This window comes from Thiomonas sp., from assembly GCF_054608695.1.
In genome coordinates this window covers 1-17,207 of record NZ_JBTRXV010000085.1, presented here as the reverse complement: position 1 = coordinate 17,207, position 17,207 = coordinate 1, and the positions used below count along the sequence as shown (strand labels likewise).

Below are 17,207 nucleotides of genomic sequence, written 5' to 3'. Positions count from 1 at the left end.
ACGCCGGGTCGATGTGCGCGGCCATCGGCTCCACGCTCTTGCGCTGCGGCGGGGCGACATCGGTCCGGTGCCGTACCCGCGCAATCCGGCGTGCCGGTCTGCATGGCCCAGGCCTTCGTTCCGATGGGCCATGGACCGATCCAACTCTTGCAGTTCGTCCATCAAGGTCCACCTTTCACTTGAAAATGCGCGAATCATGCCTTTTTTGTAACACAGTAAGACTAGGACCGTAACGCTGAGCCTCGGCGCGCGCAAGCAGAGCGTTCAGCTCCTTGGCGATGCCGGGCACGGTCTCAGCTTGCTGTTCAAGCCAGGCTCTTAATGTGTGCGCCTGCCCGGCATGGCTTGGATAGCGCCCGCGCGATTGCTCCCAGAGCTGATTGAGGCCCTCGACATCCTGGTTTTGGGCCAAGCGAGCCCATTTGAGACGCTTGCGGCCTTGGCACAACGCGCAATAGGCGAAGCGAGCCAGCGCAAGTCCAGCCAACAGGGCGGTGGCGCCCATCAATCCGACCAGCAGATTCCGGGGTCTTGGGTCCGTCACTTGCACGCGACCCCATGAAGCCTGCGCAAGCTGCGGGGCGGCCAGTTGTGGATCCATATAGGGAGTGTGCAACACAGGGTAGCGGATGAGCCCGCGGCTGATCGCGCGCAACGGCCAGTCCACTTGCCAGCGTCCATCGCCTTCACCGGAAGGGCCCAGAACCTGATGGATACGTGGCGCATGAAATCTCAGACCTTCGGGCGTGGCTTGTCGATCCAGGATTTGTCCCAGCATGCGCGCAGTCAGGCCCGGCGCACGGATCAGGAAGCGCAACACAGCCGCCTGTCCGATTCGCAGACTTTGCGGGGCTGGCTGGAGCGCGATTTGGGGGCGCCCGACGGGCAAATTTGCGGGCCAGTAGGCTGGCAGTGGCCGTACCCGCAGCTCCAAGGATTGGGGCGGGTAGATCAGCAATTGGCCGAAGCGCCTGGCTGCGATCTTCGGAAAATGTACGTGCGTCTCGCCGGCACGCCAGGGCAGCAAGGACCAGGCGTGGCGCTCCACAGGGACGGATCCGCCTTCCACCTCGACCGCAGTTGCGAGGGTTGGAAGGCTACGCAGGCTGGCATCCGCAGCTTCAGCGGCGATGGGATCCCACGACAACGCACCTGCGCTGTCGACATCCAGCTCGATCCGTACAGGCTCGCCCACCATGGGCTGCGCTGGGTTGATGTGCGTCGCCAGATAGAGAGGCTGCTCTCCCGGAGCGTGGGAAGCGACCTGCACCGCCTGGACGGCACAACGGCTGCCCGCCAACTCCAGCGCTGGTAGCGCGAGCTCGCCGCTGCGCATGGGATAAAGCGTGACCTCGGCCACTTGGGTGCTGTGGCCTTTGCCGTCACCCGAACTCGAAGTGCTCTGTGCATGCAACAACCAGTCCGGGCCGAAGTTCGCTGCTGTCCAGGTCGGTAGCGTCTGGGGCGAATCGGTGGCACGCAGTTGCCAGCGCACGGGCTGGCCCAGGATGGGTTGCGCAGGCTCGACCTGGCACGACAGTGTTGCCGCGCGCGCAAAAGGCGCGAGAGGCGACAGCCCCCATAGAACCAGCGCCACACCAGGAAAGACGAACCGGGATCTGAACCTCATGGCTGCGCCCTCAAGCCTTTGATGGCGACTTTGTTGTCGTGCTCCAGCACGTCTGCGAGCAGTTGGGGTGCGTCGTCGTCCAGCAACTCCATCTTGCGCTGTGCCGCCTGCCGCTCTTCCTGTGTCAGCTTGGCAGGCGGCGTGTTGCTTGCCGCCGGCGTGATGGATGCGCCCTGCAGGCTGCCTCCGGTTTGAAGCGCCTGATTCTCGACCGCAGCCCGACCCGGCTGCTGGCGCTCGTGCCCCATCTGGCTTGGTGGACGCTTGCTGCCCCGGCCGAAAAAGGATTGGGGTTGTGGCGCGCCGCGCTTGCGCATGGCCGTGAGCGCGGTTTCGGGATGCTCGAAGGTCCACTGCGCCTCGGCCAGATGCATATTGCGCAACGCTGCCGGATTGCCGGGCGCCAAGGCCAGGCTGGCGTCATAGGCGTCGAGTGCCTCGCGCAGGCCGCCCGGCAGATGGAACGCGGCGTTACCCAGGTTGTAGAGCGCCTGCGCGCGTTGCGCATTGGTGTTGGCGTCGAGCATGGCGCGGCGGTACGCGGCGAGGGCCTGCGGATAAGCACCGAGCCGATACGCGCTGCCGCCTTCGCCCATGCGCGCATCGAATCCGGGCAGGGCCGCATAGAGCCGTCTTGCTTGCTTGAAGTTGCCGGCGCGCCAAGCCGTCCAGGCGTCCCAGGCCTGCGTGGCATGCAGGGTGGTCGTCTGCGCATGAACCAGCGGCGGGCTCAAGAGCAGGAAGGACATGCCCAGTGCCGCAAGTACCACCAAAGCCGCGGGTGGTTTGGTTTTGCCACGTCGCCATGCGTTCGACCAAAGTTGAAGCACGCCACAGAACCGTCCCGCGCTTTGCTTGCCGGATTGGGAAGCGGGCTCGGCTGGCGACGTCCAGGGAATGCTCAACAGCAGCATCAACAACAAGGCGCCCAGCAGCGGCACGCCGTCGAGTTCGCGCCAGGCGATGATTTCGCCTGCGGGGACGGGATTGGAGGGCAGGCGGGCCAGGCCGCGCGTGTACAGCGCGCCCCAGGGATCGCTGCCGAGCTTGCTGGATGCACCATCCGTGGCGCGGGCAAGCTCGTCGAGCACGCCGGAATCCAGCGGCGATGCCGACGCGCCGAACCAGGAGGCATGTTCGAGCAAGAGCACGAACACCGGGATGCCGGCAGCGCGCAGGCTGGCCGCGGACTGCTGCATCTGCTCACGGAAATCCTGGCTGACTGGGCTTGGCGGGTCGGCCCCGGCGACGAGCAGCACCGCGCGCGAGGAGCCAGGCGTGGCCAGCAATTCGCGCCGCGCCAGTTCGAGCGCACCGTGCAGGCCGGCGCTGTGCTGCGCCTGCAACAGCGTGGGACTGGCCTGCTGCAAGACATGACCAAAAATGGCCATGTCGTCGGTGCAGGGCAGCAAGACGCCGGCACCGCGGCCGTAAATCGCGAGTCCCAGGCGCTCGCCACGCAGGAGCGGCAGCAGGTCTTGCAGTTCGATGCGCGCATGCTCCATCAGGGACAAGCCTTGCGCATTCGCCTGTTCCATCCCGGGCGAAGCGTCCAGCACCACCATGATGTTCACCGCATGGCGCATGGACTGCAAACCCGCAGGACTGCGGGCCAGCGGCAGGCGCGGCCCTGCGAGGCTAGCCGCCAGCAGCAAGCCGAGCACGAGTTCGCCGACCCGGCGGCAAGACGATGCGCCGGGTGATGTCAGGCGCACGGCCCAGGGGTGGAGCTGGGCATCGGCATAAGCGCCGGCATCCTGCCGCATGCGCCCGCCAGCCCACCGGCGCAGCGCCCACAGCAGCAAAGGCGCCGCGGCGAAGAGCCAGGCCCAGGGGTGGGCCCATTGCAAGGCACTTGGCCACAGCGTCATGGCTCGATCTCACCGACCGGCTGCGGCCCTGCAGCACGGGGGCGCTTGCGAGGCAGGCCCACCCCCGGCCATTGCGCCAGCAGCCACAGCACCATGCCCAGCGCCAACGGCCAGGCGTAGAGCTGTTGCGCCTGGCGCCGTTGCGGTGGTGGTTGCAAGGTGGGCGTGAGTTGGCCGATGGCGTGGATGGCGGCTTCCTGCGCGCCGTGGCTGGCGGAGTAGAAATAGCGGCCACCCGTTTGTTCGGCGATGGCCCGCATATCCGGCTGCGGGCCCTGGTAAGCGGGCACGGTGTAGGGCTGGCCGCTGGCCGGCGTGTCGCCCACCTGCACCGTGAAAATGCGCACGCCCAGTGCGCGCGCCAGCGCCACGGCCTGCGCCGGGCTGATCTGGCCGACGTTGCTCGCGCCGTTGTCGGAATACAGGATGAGCACGGGCTTGAGCTTGCCCTCGGCGCGCACCTGGCGCAGCGCCAGGCCAATGGCGTCGCCCAGGGCCGTGTCGTCGCCAAGCATGCCGATGCGGGCGCGCGCCACCATGGCCGCCGCGAGTTGGCGGTCGAAAGTCGGCGGCAGCAGGGTTGCGGCGTGGGTGCCGAAGGCGAGAATGCCGCAGCGGTCCCCGGCACGCGCCTGAATGAAGCGCGCGAACACCTGCTTGACCACGGCCAGACGCTCGGCCGGCTGGCCGTTCCAGCGCAGGTCGTGGATGCTCATGGTGAGCGACGTGTCGAGCAGCACGACGATGTCGCGGCCCTGCGGCGGCGGCATCACCCAGGCGCCCAGGCGCTGCGGCTGCGCCAGCGCCAGGATCAGGCACAACAGGGCGAGCGCCGGCAGCAAGCGGCGCAGGCTCGGCCACTGGCTGGTCGTGGCGCCATGCAGCAGCGCCCGCACATCCGGGTGCAGCAAGACCAATCTGGGAGCCGCCGTGGTTTGGGACGACTGGCGACGCCACAGCAGCCAGGCCAACAAAAACGGCAGAGGCAGCAGGAGGAACGCGAGTGGCTGGCCCCAATGCAGCGCCGCCCACAGCGCGGGCGGATGCAGTTCGTGCGGGAAAGGCAGCGTCATGACCGATCCTTGGGCGAAGGCGAAGACGATGACCAGCGCGATGACGAACGCGTCTCGGCCTGGCGCGGGGCGGAGGCTGCGCCGACTTCCGCCATCAGGGGAGGAGACGAAGCCCCAGGCGCATGGAGGACGACGTCAGGCAAGCTGCCCGGCGGCACCGCGCGCCAAAACTGCGCCCGCTGCCAGGCACGTTGCCGCAAAGCCCGGGCCAAAGCCGCGATCACGGCCGGCCAGGCAGCGGGATCGAGATTCGCTTGATAGCGCAAGGCGTCGATTTGCTGCTGACATGCTCGCGGCACATGCCGCAGGTCCACGCCACCTTGACGCGCGCAAACCAGCGCCGCACTCACCTGAGCGGACAGGCCTGGCGCCACTGCAGCGCCGCTTGCCCGTGCAGTGCCGAGCGCGCGCAACCGCCGCAGGGCGCGGCGCGGCGCGCGCGTGCGCCACGCCGCCACGCCGCCTGCACAGGCCAGCAAAACAAGAGCCAGCAGCAGGGCCACGCCCCAAGGCCCCTGCCACCAGGGCAGCGGGGGTGGCGGCGCCACCGGCATGGGGGGCACGATGTCGGCAATGGCGGCGAGGCGGTCGATCATCGCCGGTACCGACCCGGGTCCGCGGCATGGGTGCGTGTCGCCCCTGCCTGCGCCCGGGCCGTGCCATCAGAGACAGCGCCAGGGTCAACGTCCTGCTCGCGCTGGTGGCGCAAGGAGGCTTTGGTCGCCGGCGCCGGAGCGCCCGCGCGTGATGCGGCTGCAGCCAGGATGACGCGCAAGCAAGTGGCGGCGTCATCCACCGTGCTCAGCGCCCCGACCCTGGCGCCGCTGGCTCGCAGGGCGCGGGCCGCGTCGACTTGCGCCGCGTGCGCGGCACGCGCCTGACGCTGACTCGGGCCCGATTCGACCCAGCCGGCAGCGCCGGTCTGCAGGTCGACGAACCAGGACTGCGGCAGCGCGGGCAATTCCAGCTCGGCCGGATCGCGCAGTTGCAAGGCGAGCAGGTCCGCGTTGGTGGCAAGCCGCCACAAAGCTGCGTCGGTGGCGGCGTCGGCGAAACCCCAATCGCTGCCCAGCACCAGCAGGCTGGGGCCGGGTTGGTGGGCGCGCAGGCGCTGGGTCCAGGCGAGGAAGTCGGCACGCTCATGCGCCGCTGCATCGGTGCGGGGCGCGGCAGCACTGATCGCCGGCCTGGGCAGCGGCTCGGCCAGCAGCCAGGCCGCGAGCCGACGCACGGCGACGAGGCCGCGGCCGAAGTGGCGGCTGTGCAGGCCGTCCGCGCGCCACAGCGTGCAGGCGATGCTGGTTTGCGGCGACACCCGGGCCTGCAACCCGGCCGCCAGCAGCACCGCACGCGCCGCCTGCTGCGCCTTGGTGCGCACGCGGGTGCCGAACAGCATGGTGCCGCGCGCATCCACCAGACCATGCCAATGGCCGGCGTGTTCTTCGTGGTGCAGCTTGACATGGGGCTTGCCGGTACGCGCCAGCAACTGCCAGTGCATGGTGCGCAGATCGTCGCCAGCCTGGTAGATGCGGCTTTCGGCGTAGTCCATGCCGCGCCCGGTGAACACCGAGCGGCCCTCGCCCGGATTGCGTCGGCGGGCGCTGCGCGCCGACGGCACCGCCCCCGTGGACTGGCGCAGCAGCGCGGCGATTTCGGCCCAGTCCGCAGCGCGCAGCAACCGTGCCGCAGCGGCGTCGGGCGTGGCGAAGAAAGCGCCCAAGCCCGGCCGCAGGCGCTGGCCGAGGCGCTGACCGAAATGCCGGCGCAGCGCCCGCACAACGGCGCCGATGGTGCTTGGTACTTGGCCCGGCATCACCCGCCCCGCCTCAGGGAACGGGGATGGCCTGCAGCAAATCGGCGATCAGCGCATCGGCGCTCACGCCCTGCAGGTCGGCTTCCAGCGCCAGCACGATGCGGTGGCGCAGCACGTCGGGCGCGAGTTCGATGATGTCGTCGGGCAGGACGAACTCGCGTCCGCGCAAGTACGCCAGCGCCTGCGCCGCATGCGCCAGCGCCAGCACCGCGCGCGGCGAGCCGCCGGCCTCGACCATGCCGGCCAGCCGCGGCACATGGGCGCCGGGGTCGCGTGTGGCGCGCACCAGTTCGACGATGTAATGCCGCAGGATGGGCGCGAGGTGAATGCGCCGCACCGCATGGCGCGCCTGCAGCACGGCGGCGGCGTCCATGGCCAGGGCCTGGCGGGCGAGCGCCGGGCGGCCGTCGGCGTGGCGTTGCAGGTCCATGTCGAGAATGCGCAGCTCCTCGTCGGCCTTGGGGTAGTCGAGCGCCACATGCAGCAAAAAACGGTCGAGCTGGGCTTCGGGCAGCGGATAGGTGCCCGACTGCTCCAGCGGGTTTTGCGTCGCCATCACCAGGAACAAGGGCGGCAGCGCGCGCGTGACGCCGCCCACCGTGACCTGCCGCTCCTGCATCGCCTCCAGCAGCGCCGATTGCACCTTGGCCGGGGCGCGGTTGATTTCGTCCGCCAGCACGATGTCGTGAAACAGCGGGCCGGGGACGAAGCGCATCTCGCCCGTGGCGGGCAGGTAGACGTCGGTGCCGGTCAAGTCGCCGGGCAGCAGGTCGGGGGTGAATTGAATGCGCTGGAAACCGGCATGCACCGCATCCGCCAAGGCCTTCACCGCGGTGGTCTTGGCCAGCCCGGGCAGACCCTCCACCAGCAGATGGCCGCCGGTGAGCAGGGCGATGACCAGGCGGTCGAGCAGCGCAGCCTGGCCGACGATGGCTTGCGCCAACTGCTGGCGCAAGGCGACGACGGCAGCCTGGGAGGGCTCGCCAGCTGGAGGATTCGAGGTTTCAGCTTGCATGCGTGTCTGTCCCCGACGCCTGGCGTGGCGGCCGCAGGATGAAGAAGGAACTGGCCTGGCCGCAATGTTTCGCGGCGAGCGCAGAGATTACGTCATGAATTACGTCATGAGCGGCTCGATCACCCGCCGCATCGCCGCCGTGTCGAAATCGCGCCCGCCCACGGCCTGGCGCACGATGTTGCCGCGCGGGTCGATCAGGTAGCTGGTGGGGATGCCCATCACGCCGAAAGCATGGGCGGCGGCGCTCTTGCTGTCCAGCAACACCGGGAAGGTGGGCGAAGGGCTGAGCTGGCCCATGTAGGCGAACACCTGGTTCAGGCTCTCGCCCTGGTCCAGCGCCAACACGGCAAAGGGTTTGTTCCTGAGCGAGAGGTAAAGCTTTTCGATCGACGGCATTTCCGCGCGGCAGGGCGGGCACCAGGTCGCCCAGAAATTCACCAGCACCACCTTGCCGCGATAGTCCGACAGGCGGTGCGGCTTGCCGTCGAGGTCGGGGAGCGTGAAGTCGGGGGCCGGGCGCGGCGGCTGCACGATGCTCAGCGCCTGATCGGGTGTCGCGCCCGCCGCCAGCGCACTGCGGCTGGTCAAGGCCCCCAGGCCGCAGGCCGCCAGGCTCGTCAGCAGACGCCTGCGTTCAGGGTTGGGCATCGCTGCCGCATTGCGGTCCGGCAAGACGGGCGTGGTGCAGGGTTCCATGTTCTCTCCAGGAGTAGTGCAGGGTGAGGCGCGTGCCGCGCGGCACGTCGAGTGTGGTGAAGCCTTGCGCCCAATCGCCGGGCTGCAGGGTTTGCTGCGCCGGCAGGATGGACCAGTCCGCGCCGACGCCGTCGGGCTTCCAGCGGGCCAGCCAGTCGGTCTTGGTGATCAGCGCGTGTTGCCGGCCGTCTGATGTGACGGCACGCCAATCGGCCACGTCGTAGCTGATGGGTATTTTGCCGCGATTGTGGATGGAGGTGCCGAACACGCAGACCCCGGCAATGGCCGCCACTGCCGGCTGCGGATAGCCCATGTTCTCGTAGAACCCGCGCACGCCCTCCGGGCTGAGCTGGATCAGCCGCACGGTGAAGGCATGGCGATGGTTGGCCCAGCTCGGCTGCGCGGCGCTGGCCGCAGCCGCAGGGGTGGACGCTTGAGCCGGGGCAGACGCTGAAGCGGGTGTGGCGGCGCCGGCGCCGGGCAGGCCGCACACTGCCGCAAGCAGAAAGCTTGTGCCGATGGAAACGTTGCGTCGCATGCCGTCAGCCTCCCGTTGCTGCCGTGTAGCCCGGAGCACCCGCCAGCGGCGCAGCGCGACGACCGGCCTCCAGGCGGATGGCCAGCCAGGCGCCAGTGAAGATGGACGCCAGCCCCAGCATCGAGCCGATGGACAGCACCGACACCCCGCTCAAGCCATGTCCCACGGTGCAGCCCAGGCCGAGCACCGCGCCGCCGCCGGTGAGCGCGGCACCGAACAACTGCCGCACGCCCTCGCGCCAGCCGGCCAGGCCTTGCAGGCGGAAGTCACGCCGCAACAGCGCCGCCAGCAAGGCGCCGAGCAGCGCACCGGCCAGCGCCATGACGCCGAAGGTGGTGGTCTGGCTCGATGGGTGCAGCAGGAAATACACCGCATCCGACAGCGGCCCGGCGAAGGTGTACGACTGCACGCCCAAGCCATCCGGCGGCTGGCCCATGAACGATGCGTCTTCGATCGCGCGCTGGCCGATGGGCCCGGCGGTGAGGGCGTAGCCCGCAGCCACCACCACGCCGATCAGCACCGCGCCCAGCCACAAACCCCAGCTTTTGCGCAAGGGCAGCGCCCGCCAGCACAGCACGAGCGCCACGGCCCCGAGGGCCAGGCCCAGCACCACATGCGCGCCGGTGCTGCCCAAGCCGAGGACGGTGGCGAGGTCCTGGTGCGCCAGGCCGAAGCGGCGCAGGTCGAGCGACCAGCCGTCGATCCAAGGTGAGAACCACAGGCCGTAGAGCGAGGTGCGGCTCATGGCGTACGCGGCCAACCCCATCACCGCCAGCACCAGCACGGCCTGCAAGCTGCCCTGGCCCACGCGCACCAGGGTGCGCAGCGGGCAGCCGCGCGCCAGCACCATGCCAACGCCGAACAGCAAGCCCCCCAGCACATAGCGGCCCCACGGCAGCTCAGGCCCGGTGTAAGCCGGGCGGCTGGGGATGAGCGTCTGGCCGAGCGCGAGCTGCAGCAGCGCCACCGCCACCAGCGCCGCGCCGATAGCGACGCCGTAGGCCGCCAGCCGCGTCGGCTTGCGCTCCAGCAGGGTTTCGCGCAAGCCGCCCTGCGGGCAAAACCGGGTGGCCTGGGCCGAAGCGCCCAGCACCGCTGCGGCGGCAAAGGCGCCAATGAGCAATTCCGTCATCGCCGTCATGGCATGGTCTCCTCAAGATTTTGTGCGTGCAACCCGCGACCCCGCTGGGGTTGGATCGAACTCAGACAGTATGCAGGCGCGGATGGGTTTCCTCGGCGCGCAACAGCACCCACAGGCCTGAGGCCAGCAGCAGCGCAGCCGTGAACCAGAACGCGGGAGCGATCAGCCCGGCGGCCTGGGCGATGGAGCCCAGCACCAATGCACCCAGGGCGTAGCCGGTGTCGCGCCAGTAGCGGTAGGTGCCCAGCGACGAACTGCGCCAGTTCGGATGCGAGATGTCGGCCACGGCGGCAATCAGGTTGGGGTACAGCAGCGCCATGCCCACGCCCATCACCACGGCGGCGGCCAGCCACGCGGCCACACCCATCACCAGGGTGACGGAAGCCACGCCCAGCGCCAGCAGCCACAGCCCGGCGACGATGGTGGGCTTGCGGCCGATGCGGTCCGACAGCGACCCGGTCCACAACTGCGATGCGCCCCACACCAGGCCGTACACCCCGGTGACCCAGCCGATGTCCACCACGCCCAGGCCGTGGCTATGCAGGTACAGCGGAAACAGCACCCACAGCAGTGTGTCCGCGACCTTGTTGGCCACGCCGGCCTGACACAGCGCCGAGAAGGTGACATGGCGGAACGAGACGAAGGTGAACACCTGCAGCGAGGTCGGATGCGCGGGCAGGCCTTCGGCGAAGTGCGGCTTGAGACCGGTATGCTTGCCGTCGGCGTGACGCTTGCTCTCGGCGCGCGCCCAAGGCAGGGTTTCGCGCACGAACAGCAGCGCGGTGCCCAGGCCCGCGGCAATCACCAGCAGGGCGAAACCCAGCAGCGCGGGGCGCGGGCCATACAACGAAGCCAGATAGCCGGTGACGATGCCCGCCAAGCCCACCGAGGCATAGCCCGCGAACTCGTTGATGCCGGTGGCAAATCCGCGCTGTTCGGCGCGGGTGATGTCCACCTTGCTGGTCACGGTCATGCTCCAGGCGAACCCCTGGTTCACGCCGAGGAACAGATTGGCCACCACCACCCACCACCAGTTGGGTGCGAAATAAATGAGCAGCGGGATGGGGATGGCCGCCAGCCAACCCATCACCAGCACCGGCTTGCGCCCGATGCGCTCGGACAAGCGACCGGCGACGAAATTGAGCATGCCCTTCACCAGCCCGAAGGAGATGACGAAGCTCATCAGGTAGAGGAAGGACGACTTGGGCACGCCGAAGTCCTGCCCCGCCACCACCGGCAGCACATTGCGCTCCATGCCGATGACCATGCCGACGAAGGCCACCTGCACGGCCTGCCAGATGAACTGGTGCAGGTTGATGCGGATGCCCTGCAGATGAATCTCGGGCGAGGCCGCGGCGGTGGGATGGGTGACGAGATGGGCGGACATGGCAGGCGGTGTGGAAGGGAACGATGGGAATGGACGCGATCAGGCCGCGACCCGGCCGGTGTTGACGGCGACGATGCGCTCCATATCCGCCGGGCGCGGCGGAATCTGCCCGAGCAGCAGTTCGACGAACTCCTCGCGCGGCAGGCTCAGCGCCGGGTTCCAGCGCTTCTCGAAACCGATGGTCGACGAGGGCTTGCCCGACAGCCCCGCGCCGCAGGCGCTTCCCGCCTGATGCCCAGGGAAGATTTCCACATCGGCGGGCAGCGCCAGCAGCTTGGCGTGAAGGGTGTCGTGCAGCATCGCCGCCATCTCGCGCTCGCGTCCGGCCAGGTCGGGCCGGCCCACCGCGCCGACGAACAGAGTGTCGCCGGTGATGGCGAACCAGGGCGCTTCGCTGCGGCGCTTGTCGCTCACCAGCAGACAGGCGCTGTCCAGGGTGTGGCCGGGCGTGTGCAGCACGCGCACCAGCACATTGCCAGCGACGATGACCTGCTCGTCGCGCAAGGACTCAAAGTCGAAATGCACGAATTCGCGCGCGTTCTCGTGCAGGCAATACACCGCACCGGTGAGTTCGGCCAACTTGCGTCCGCCCGAGACGTGGTCGGCATGCACATGGGTGTCGATCACATGGGTGATGCTGACTTGCGCCTTGGTAGCCTCGTCGATGAACCACGGCTCATCGCCGGCAACCACATCCACGGCGACCGCCTTGCCCAGCCCGCCGCAGCCGAAAAAATACGACAGGCTCGCGTCGCGCGTCGCCAGTTGTTTGAAGAACATGAGAAACACCTTTTCAGTTGTCAGAACACCAGAACCTTGTCGGCTTGCCCCGTCCATTGCGCCAGCTCCACCATCGTGGAGCGCCGGCAGCCGGGCATCAACTCCGTGTCTTGCAGGCCGCGCGCATCCATGCAGGTGCCGCACAAAGCCACTTCGCCGCGCTGCGCCACCTTGGCCAGCATGGTCTCGATGTTGTAGTAACCCGCAGGCACCTTCTGCCCGCTCTTGGCGCACAGCACCGCGTCGGCCATCAGGAACAGGCGCACCTGCCGCTCCGGCTGCACGGCCAGGGTCACCGCCAGGCGCAAGGCGTTGTAGCTGCGCTCGGTGCCATAGGGTGGGTCGTTGAGGATGAACAAGATCGTTTGCATCGCGGTCTCCTGCATGCTGGTTGTGGTGGGATCAGGCGTCGAGCGAATGGAGCGGCAGCCCGGCGGCCTGCCATTCGGCGACGCCCTCGGCGATCTTGCTGGCGTGGAATCCGCGCTGCGCCAGCAGCTTCACCGCGGCGTCGGACATGACGCAGAACGGCCCGCGGCAGTAGGCGACGATGTCCTTGTCGCGCGGCAATTCACGCAGCCGCGCCTCCAGTTCGGGCAGCGGCAGCGAACGCGCCTCGGGCAGGTGCGCGGTGCGGTATTCGGCCTCGGGGCGCACGTCGATCAGCACCGCGGCGCCGCTGCGCACCTTGTCGAGCAGGGTGTGGCTGCTCTCCAGGGTCAGCCGTTCCGGCCCGGCGAACAGCCGCTGCATCACCACCTGCAGGTCGGCCACATGGGCTTCGGCCACGCTGCGCAGCGCCACCCACAGCGCGGCCACGTCAGCGCCGCTGACACGGTAGATGCGGCTCTTGCCCTCCTGTCGCACCTGCACCAGTTGCGCGCCTTTGAGCACGCGCAAATGCGCGCTGGCGAGCTTGATGTCGATGGCGGCTTCGCGCGCCAGCGCCTCCACCGGCTTTTCACCCTGTGCCAGCAGTTCCAGCAACTCCAGGCGCTTGGGGCTGGATACGGCACGTCCGATACGGGCGACCTGCTCGTAGAGGTGGTTCTTGAGTTCGCGGTTTTGCATATTCGTCATTCTAACGAATGAACGAATATGCGCTACAGGGCAAACCCGAGCCTGCCAACATCACCGCAGGCGCGAGGTGCGGCATGCGCACGGGCATCTGCCTCGGCAGCATGTGTTCCCTGGCGCGGGCCGTCAACGCGGCATGCGCACGCGGCGAAACGTCGCCAGCAGCGCCAGACCGTAGCCGATCTTGAGCGCCCCGCAGGCCAGCAGCGGCAGCGCCAGCCAGCCTGCGCCGAGCATGGCGCCAGCCAGGGTCGGTCCGAGTGCGGCGGCCAGGCTGCGCGGCACGGCGGTAAAGCTGGCGGCAGCTGGGCGCTTTCATGCGCCCTGGGCAAACGCAGGTCCAGCAGCCACACGCCGACGCCAACCACCGCATATAGCGCGAACATGCCGCGCAGCGCCAGCAGCGGGTCGAGGCCGACATGGGCTGCGAGCCAGGCCGGCACACCGGCCGCCAGCGCGCCGATGGCCGCGAACAAGGCGCCGGCCATGCTGGCGAACAGCAGCGTGCGCGCCTCGCCCTGCGCGGCGTGGGCCAGGCGGGCATGCTCCAGCGGCAGGAACACGCCGACATCGCCCGAGCCGGGATTGATGGTGCCGACGAACGCCACCAGCAGCGGCCAGAACGCGGACAGCCCGGCGAAGGCCAACCCGGCGGCCGCCATCAGCAGCCCGGCCGCGAGCAGCAAGCGGCGCGAATCGACGCGGTGGCCCCAGGCGCCCAGCGCCAGCGTCAGCAGGGTCGCGGTGTGAGCAGCCCGACTTGCCAGGTGGCGAGGCCCAGCGCCAGCAAATACGCCGGCAGCAGCACCGCGACAAAACCATCCACCAAGGCGCGCAAGGCACGCCCCAGCAACAGCAGGCGGGCTTGCGGCGCACTGCCGTCAACCATCATCTCCTCATGAGAAAACGCCGGGCCGCCCCCAAGTTTTCTCATCCCCCTCGGGGGGCATGACGCGAAGCGGCAGATCCGGGGGCACGCTCAAGTCAACGCCGGGCCGCCCCAAGTTTCCTTGGCCCCCCACGGGGGGCGGACTGGGCGCAGCCCGGCCCTGGGGGCGGTCAAACCATCAGCGTGTGAACCAGGCCGATGGCGGCGCAAGCCAGCACCACCGTCATGATGCCCGCACGCCCCCTCCACAGCACGAGCCAGGCGGCCAGCGCCAGCAGCGCATCGAACCACTGAAAGCCACCGGCGAACGGCGCAGTCCCGCTGCCCTGCGGCCAGAACACATGCCAGGCAAAGAACACCGCCAGGTTCAGCACCACACCCACCACCGCCGCCGTGACGCCGGTGAGCGGTGCGGTGAAGCGCAGATCGTCGCGCGTGGCTTCCACCAGCGGGCCGCCGGCGAGAATGAACAGGAAGCAGGACAGAAAGGTGAAAAAGGTGGCCACCACGGCGCCCGCCGCACCGGCCAGCAGCAGCGACTGCGGGCCGAACACGGCATGCGTCCAGGCGCCGACGAAGCCGACGAAGGCCACCACCATGATCAGCGGCCCCGGCGTGGTTTCGCCCAGGCCCAGGCCGTCGATCATCTGCGGCCCGGTGAGCCAGTGGAAATGCTCGACCCCGGCCTGGTAGACATAAGGCAGCACCGCATAGGCGCCGCCGAACGTGACATAGGCGGCCTTGGTGAAGAACAGCCCCATGTCGCGCAGCGTGCCAGCCGGCAAGGCGGCGAAGGCCAGCGCCCACAATGCCAGGAAGATGGCCAGCAGCGCGGCCAAGCGCCAGGGCCGGAAGCGGGCGTGCGCGGGCGGCGGCGTGGCGTCGTCGATCAGCGCCGGACCGTAGCTGCCATGCGCCGCGGCATGGCCGCCGCCGACCTGGAACTTGCCCGGGGCGATGCGCCCGCCGATCCAGCCGACCACACCGGCGCCCAGCACGATGGCCGGAAACGGCAGGCCCAGCGCGAAAATGGCGACGAAGGCCGCCGCCGCGATCAGCCACAGCGCCCCGTTCTTCAAGGCGCGCGAGCCGATGCGCCAGACCGCGAACGCCACCACCGCCACCACCGCCGGCTTGACCCCGGCGAACACGCCCAGCACCAGCGGCTGGTTGCCGTAGGCCATGTAGACCGCGCTCAGGCCGATGAGGATGAACAGCGAAGGCAGCACGAACAGCACCCCGGCGGCGATACCGCCGCGCGTGCGATGCAACAGCCAGCCCATGTAGATGGCGAGCTGCGTCGCCTCCGGTCCGGGCAGCACCATGCAGTAGTTGAGCGCGTGCAGAAAGCGCCGCTCGGAAATCCAGCGCCTGCGCTCGACCAGCTCCTGGTGCATCACCGCGATCTGCCCGGCCGGGCCGCCGAAGCTGATGAAGCCGAGCTTGAGCCAGAACAGCAGCGCCTCGGTGAAGCGCGGGGCGACAGGCGGCGCGAGGGTGGACGGGGGCAGAGGCGGCAGCGCGTTCAAGTCGACCTTGGGTGGGATGTTGAAGCGACCGGCGGAAACGAAACTGACAGGGTCGGGAGCGTGCGGCCGGTCGCTCTTGAAGATTGCGCGCAAACCGATTGCTGCATGCCAGCGCCGGGTCTCGGTTGCCAGGCCATGAATCCGCCGAGTCTTACAACACCACGGCCACCATCGGATGCGAACTGAGCGCCTGGTACAGGGCGTCGAGCTGGACGCGGCTGGTGGCGCGGATGGTGCAGGTGCAGCTGAGGTAATTGCCGCCGCTGGAGGGGCGCAACTCCATGGTGGCGGGATCGAAGTCGGGAGCGTGCTCGCGCACGAGCGCGGCGATGGTCTCGGCGAAGCCATTGGCGTTGCGCCCCATGATCTTGATGGGGAAATCGCTCGGGTAGACGATCAGGCTGTCGCCATCCGGCTTGACACTGCGCAGGGTTGCGGACATCTTGGTGTTCATGTGGGCGTTGGGGCCGGGCTTGCGCCTGCGCGCGGCACGGCCACTGGTGGTTCGGAATGGGTCGATTGTCCCGCAGATGACCGCCGGGCAGCGGACCCTGGCCGCATACCCCCAGCCGCCAGCGTTGCCTTTGGGCGACGCCCCGATTGGGTGCACGCCGAGTGCATACCCATACCGAATACGCGGGAGACGGCCGGCGTGCGCCCCTGCCCTCGACGGCGACGCGACATGTCCTGCGAGTTTGGCTGGGAGTTCGGCTGCTAATCGGCCTGCTGCTGCTTTGCGCCTTGATACGCCGCATAAAGCGCGGCATACACCGGCCCGGGCTTGCCCGTGCCCACCTGGCGCTCGTCGAGCGTGGTCACGGCCAGCACTTCCTTGGTGGCGGACGTGAGCAGGATTTCGTCGGCGCAGCGCAACTCCCACTCGGCCACCGGGCGGCGCTCCAGCGGCACGCCGGCGGTGGCGGCGAGGGCGTCCATCAGGCCAACGCGGATGCCCGCAAGCTTGAGGTTGTCCATCGGCGGGCCGGCGAGGCGGCCATGGCGCACCACCCAGACGTTGGACGCCGAGGCTTCGGTGAGCCAGCCGTCGCGCACGAGGATGGTTTCCTGCGCCCCGACTTCAGCCGAAGCCTGCCGCGCCAGCACATTGCCCAGCAGGGCGATGCTCTTGATATGGGCGCGCAGCCAGCGCGTATCGGGCAGGGTGATGCAGGCCGCGCCCTGCCGGCGCAGGCTCTCGGGCACATGCGGGAAGGGGAAGCTGTAGGCGAACACCGTGGGCGGCGTGTCCTTGGGGAAGGCGTGGTCGCGGCGGGCCACGCCGCGCGTGACCTGGATGTAGATGCACTGATCGGCCGGGTCGTTGTCGGCCAGCAGGCGCGCCAGGAGCGCGGCCCAGGCCTCGTGCCCGAGCGGGTCGCGCATGCCGATTTCGCCCAGCGAACGGCCGAGGCGGGCGATGTGCTCGTCGAAGCGAAACGGCACGCGGCCATAGGCCGGCACCACTTCGTACACGCCGTCGCCGAAGATGAAACCGCGGTCCAGCACCGGCACGCGGGCTTCGTCAAGCGGCAGGTCAACGCCGTTCAGGTGGCAGATGGATGGGCGCATAGGTGGTGTGCAGAGTGATACGGACGAACAAGCTGTGGGGACATTGGGGCAGCCGGCTTACATGCCGGCAGGCCCTTCGCGCTGTCCAGCCCTGCGCAGGCATGGCTGGAGCCGCAGCGCCGGTAGGCAGCCGGCTCGTAGGCCGGCAGACCCTTCGCGCTGTCCAGCCCTGCGCAGGCATGGCTGGAGCCGCAGCGCT

General features: G+C 69.0%; 16 protein-coding genes and 2 pseudogenes. All 18 read right to left on the bottom strand.

What is annotated here, in order from left to right; all coding sequences use genetic code 11:
- Nucleotides 1-162 (bottom strand): annotated as a pseudogene (locus ACYCUK_RS19495) (IS701 family transposase); the annotation flags it as partial.
- A 13-nt stretch (nucleotides 163-175) separates the two neighbouring features.
- Nucleotides 176-1,630, bottom strand: a complete 1,455-nt coding sequence (locus ACYCUK_RS19490) for a hypothetical protein (protein WP_461596318.1) — start codon at nucleotides 1,628-1,630, stop codon at nucleotides 176-178.
- On the bottom strand, nucleotides 1,627-3,501 hold the full coding sequence (locus tag ACYCUK_RS19485; protein ID WP_461596317.1) for a vWA domain-containing protein: 1,875 nt from the start codon (nucleotides 3,499-3,501) through the stop codon (nucleotides 1,627-1,629). The genes ACYCUK_RS19490 and ACYCUK_RS19485 overlap by 4 nt, the downstream gene beginning before the upstream one ends.
- Complete coding sequence (locus ACYCUK_RS19480; protein ID WP_461596316.1) at nucleotides 3,498-4,574, bottom strand: VWA domain-containing protein; 1,077 nt, start codon at nucleotides 4,572-4,574, stop codon at nucleotides 3,498-3,500. The genes ACYCUK_RS19485 and ACYCUK_RS19480 overlap by 4 nt, the downstream gene beginning before the upstream one ends.
- Complete coding sequence (locus ACYCUK_RS19475) at nucleotides 4,571-5,170, bottom strand: hypothetical protein (protein ID WP_461596315.1); 600 nt, start codon at nucleotides 5,168-5,170, stop codon at nucleotides 4,571-4,573. The genes ACYCUK_RS19480 and ACYCUK_RS19475 overlap by 4 nt, the downstream gene beginning before the upstream one ends.
- The gene (locus tag ACYCUK_RS19470) at nucleotides 5,167-6,387 is read right to left on the bottom strand and encodes a DUF58 domain-containing protein (protein ID WP_461596314.1); all 1,221 of its coding nucleotides are present in this window, start codon (nucleotides 6,385-6,387) and stop codon (nucleotides 5,167-5,169) included. Before ACYCUK_RS19470 ends, ACYCUK_RS19475 begins: the two co-directional genes overlap by 4 nt.
- Before the next feature lie 13 nt (nucleotides 6,388-6,400).
- Entirely contained in the window at nucleotides 6,401-7,402 is a 1,002-nt protein-coding gene (locus ACYCUK_RS19465; protein WP_461596313.1) for an AAA family ATPase, read from the bottom strand.
- A gap of 99 nt (nucleotides 7,403-7,501) precedes the next feature.
- On the bottom strand, nucleotides 7,502-8,050 hold the full coding sequence (locus ACYCUK_RS19460; protein ID WP_461596312.1) for a TlpA family protein disulfide reductase: 549 nt from the start codon (nucleotides 8,048-8,050) through the stop codon (nucleotides 7,502-7,504).
- Entirely contained in the window at nucleotides 8,037-8,636 is a 600-nt protein-coding gene (locus ACYCUK_RS19455; protein ID WP_461596311.1) for a hypothetical protein, read from the bottom strand. Before ACYCUK_RS19455 ends, ACYCUK_RS19460 begins: the two co-directional genes overlap by 14 nt.
- A gap of 4 nt (nucleotides 8,637-8,640) precedes the next feature.
- On the bottom strand, nucleotides 8,641-9,777 hold the full coding sequence (locus ACYCUK_RS19450; RefSeq protein WP_461596310.1) for a YeeE/YedE family protein: 1,137 nt from the start codon (nucleotides 9,775-9,777) through the stop codon (nucleotides 8,641-8,643).
- A gap of 61 nt (nucleotides 9,778-9,838) precedes the next feature.
- On the bottom strand, nucleotides 9,839-11,164 hold the full coding sequence (locus ACYCUK_RS19445; protein WP_461596309.1) for an MFS transporter: 1,326 nt from the start codon (nucleotides 11,162-11,164) through the stop codon (nucleotides 9,839-9,841).
- Nucleotides 11,165-11,203: 39 nt separating this feature from the next.
- Nucleotides 11,204-11,944, bottom strand: a complete 741-nt coding sequence (locus tag ACYCUK_RS19440; protein ID WP_461596308.1) for an MBL fold metallo-hydrolase — start codon at nucleotides 11,942-11,944, stop codon at nucleotides 11,204-11,206.
- 20 nt (nucleotides 11,945-11,964) lie between these two features.
- Nucleotides 11,965-12,315 carry a DsrE/DsrF/TusD sulfur relay family protein gene (locus ACYCUK_RS19435; protein WP_461596307.1) on the bottom strand — a complete coding sequence of 117 codons (351 nt, stop codon included), beginning with the start codon at nucleotides 12,313-12,315 and terminating at the stop codon, nucleotides 11,965-11,967.
- Between the two features lie 31 nt (nucleotides 12,316-12,346).
- Complete coding sequence (locus ACYCUK_RS19430; RefSeq protein WP_461596320.1) at nucleotides 12,347-13,015, bottom strand: ArsR/SmtB family transcription factor; 669 nt, start codon at nucleotides 13,013-13,015, stop codon at nucleotides 12,347-12,349.
- A 132-nt stretch (nucleotides 13,016-13,147) separates the two neighbouring features.
- Nucleotides 13,148-13,913, bottom strand: a pseudogene (locus tag ACYCUK_RS19425) (hypothetical protein).
- A 167-nt stretch (nucleotides 13,914-14,080) separates the two neighbouring features.
- Complete coding sequence (gene chrA, locus ACYCUK_RS19420; protein ID WP_461596319.1) at nucleotides 14,081-15,421, bottom strand: chromate efflux transporter; 1,341 nt, start codon at nucleotides 15,419-15,421, stop codon at nucleotides 14,081-14,083.
- Nucleotides 15,422-15,590: 169 nt separating this feature from the next.
- Nucleotides 15,591-15,893, bottom strand: coding sequence for a YbeD family protein (locus tag ACYCUK_RS19415; protein WP_461596306.1), 303 nt, complete (start codon nucleotides 15,891-15,893; stop codon nucleotides 15,591-15,593).
- 260 nt (nucleotides 15,894-16,153) lie between these two features.
- Nucleotides 16,154-17,008, bottom strand: coding sequence for an aminotransferase class IV (locus ACYCUK_RS19410; RefSeq protein ID WP_461596305.1), 855 nt, complete (start codon nucleotides 17,006-17,008; stop codon nucleotides 16,154-16,156).
- Between the last annotated feature and the right edge of the window lie 199 nt (nucleotides 17,009-17,207).

Coding starts and splice junctions, on each gene's coding strand:
- ACYCUK_RS19435 (WP_461596307.1), bottom strand. CDS start 12,315: ATGCAAACGATCTTGTTCATCCTCAACGACCCACCCTATGGCACCGAG.
- ACYCUK_RS19490 (WP_461596318.1), bottom strand. CDS start 1,630: ATGAGGTTCAGATCCCGGTTCGTCTTTCCTGGTGTGGCGCTGGTTCTA.
- ACYCUK_RS19445 (WP_461596309.1), bottom strand. CDS start 11,164: ATGTCCGCCCATCTCGTCACCCATCCCACCGCCGCGGCCTCGCCCGAG.
- ACYCUK_RS19460 (WP_461596312.1), bottom strand. CDS start 8,050: ATGCCCAACCCTGAACGCAGGCGTCTGCTGACGAGCCTGGCGGCCTGC.
- ACYCUK_RS19470 (WP_461596314.1), bottom strand. CDS start 6,387: ATGCCGGGCCAAGTACCAAGCACCATCGGCGCCGTTGTGCGGGCGCTG.
- ACYCUK_RS19430 (WP_461596320.1), bottom strand. CDS start 13,015: ATGCAAAACCGCGAACTCAAGAACCACCTCTACGAGCAGGTCGCCCGT.
- ACYCUK_RS19415 (WP_461596306.1), bottom strand. CDS start 15,893: ATGAACACCAAGATGTCCGCAACCCTGCGCAGTGTCAAGCCGGATGGC.
- ACYCUK_RS19440 (WP_461596308.1), bottom strand. CDS start 11,944: ATGTTCTTCAAACAACTGGCGACGCGCGACGCGAGCCTGTCGTATTTT.
- ACYCUK_RS19450 (WP_461596310.1), bottom strand. CDS start 9,777: ATGACGGCGATGACGGAATTGCTCATTGGCGCCTTTGCCGCCGCAGCG.
- ACYCUK_RS19475 (WP_461596315.1), bottom strand. CDS start 5,170: ATGATCGACCGCCTCGCCGCCATTGCCGACATCGTGCCCCCCATGCCG.
- ACYCUK_RS19485 (WP_461596317.1), bottom strand. CDS start 3,501: ATGACGCTGTGGCCAAGTGCCTTGCAATGGGCCCACCCCTGGGCCTGG.
- ACYCUK_RS19465 (WP_461596313.1), bottom strand. CDS start 7,402: ATGCAAGCTGAAACCTCGAATCCTCCAGCTGGCGAGCCCTCCCAGGCT.
- ACYCUK_RS19455 (WP_461596311.1), bottom strand. CDS start 8,636: ATGCGACGCAACGTTTCCATCGGCACAAGCTTTCTGCTTGCGGCAGTG.
- ACYCUK_RS19480 (WP_461596316.1), bottom strand. CDS start 4,574: ATGACGCTGCCTTTCCCGCACGAACTGCATCCGCCCGCGCTGTGGGCG.
- ACYCUK_RS19410 (WP_461596305.1), bottom strand. CDS start 17,008: ATGCGCCCATCCATCTGCCACCTGAACGGCGTTGACCTGCCGCTTGAC.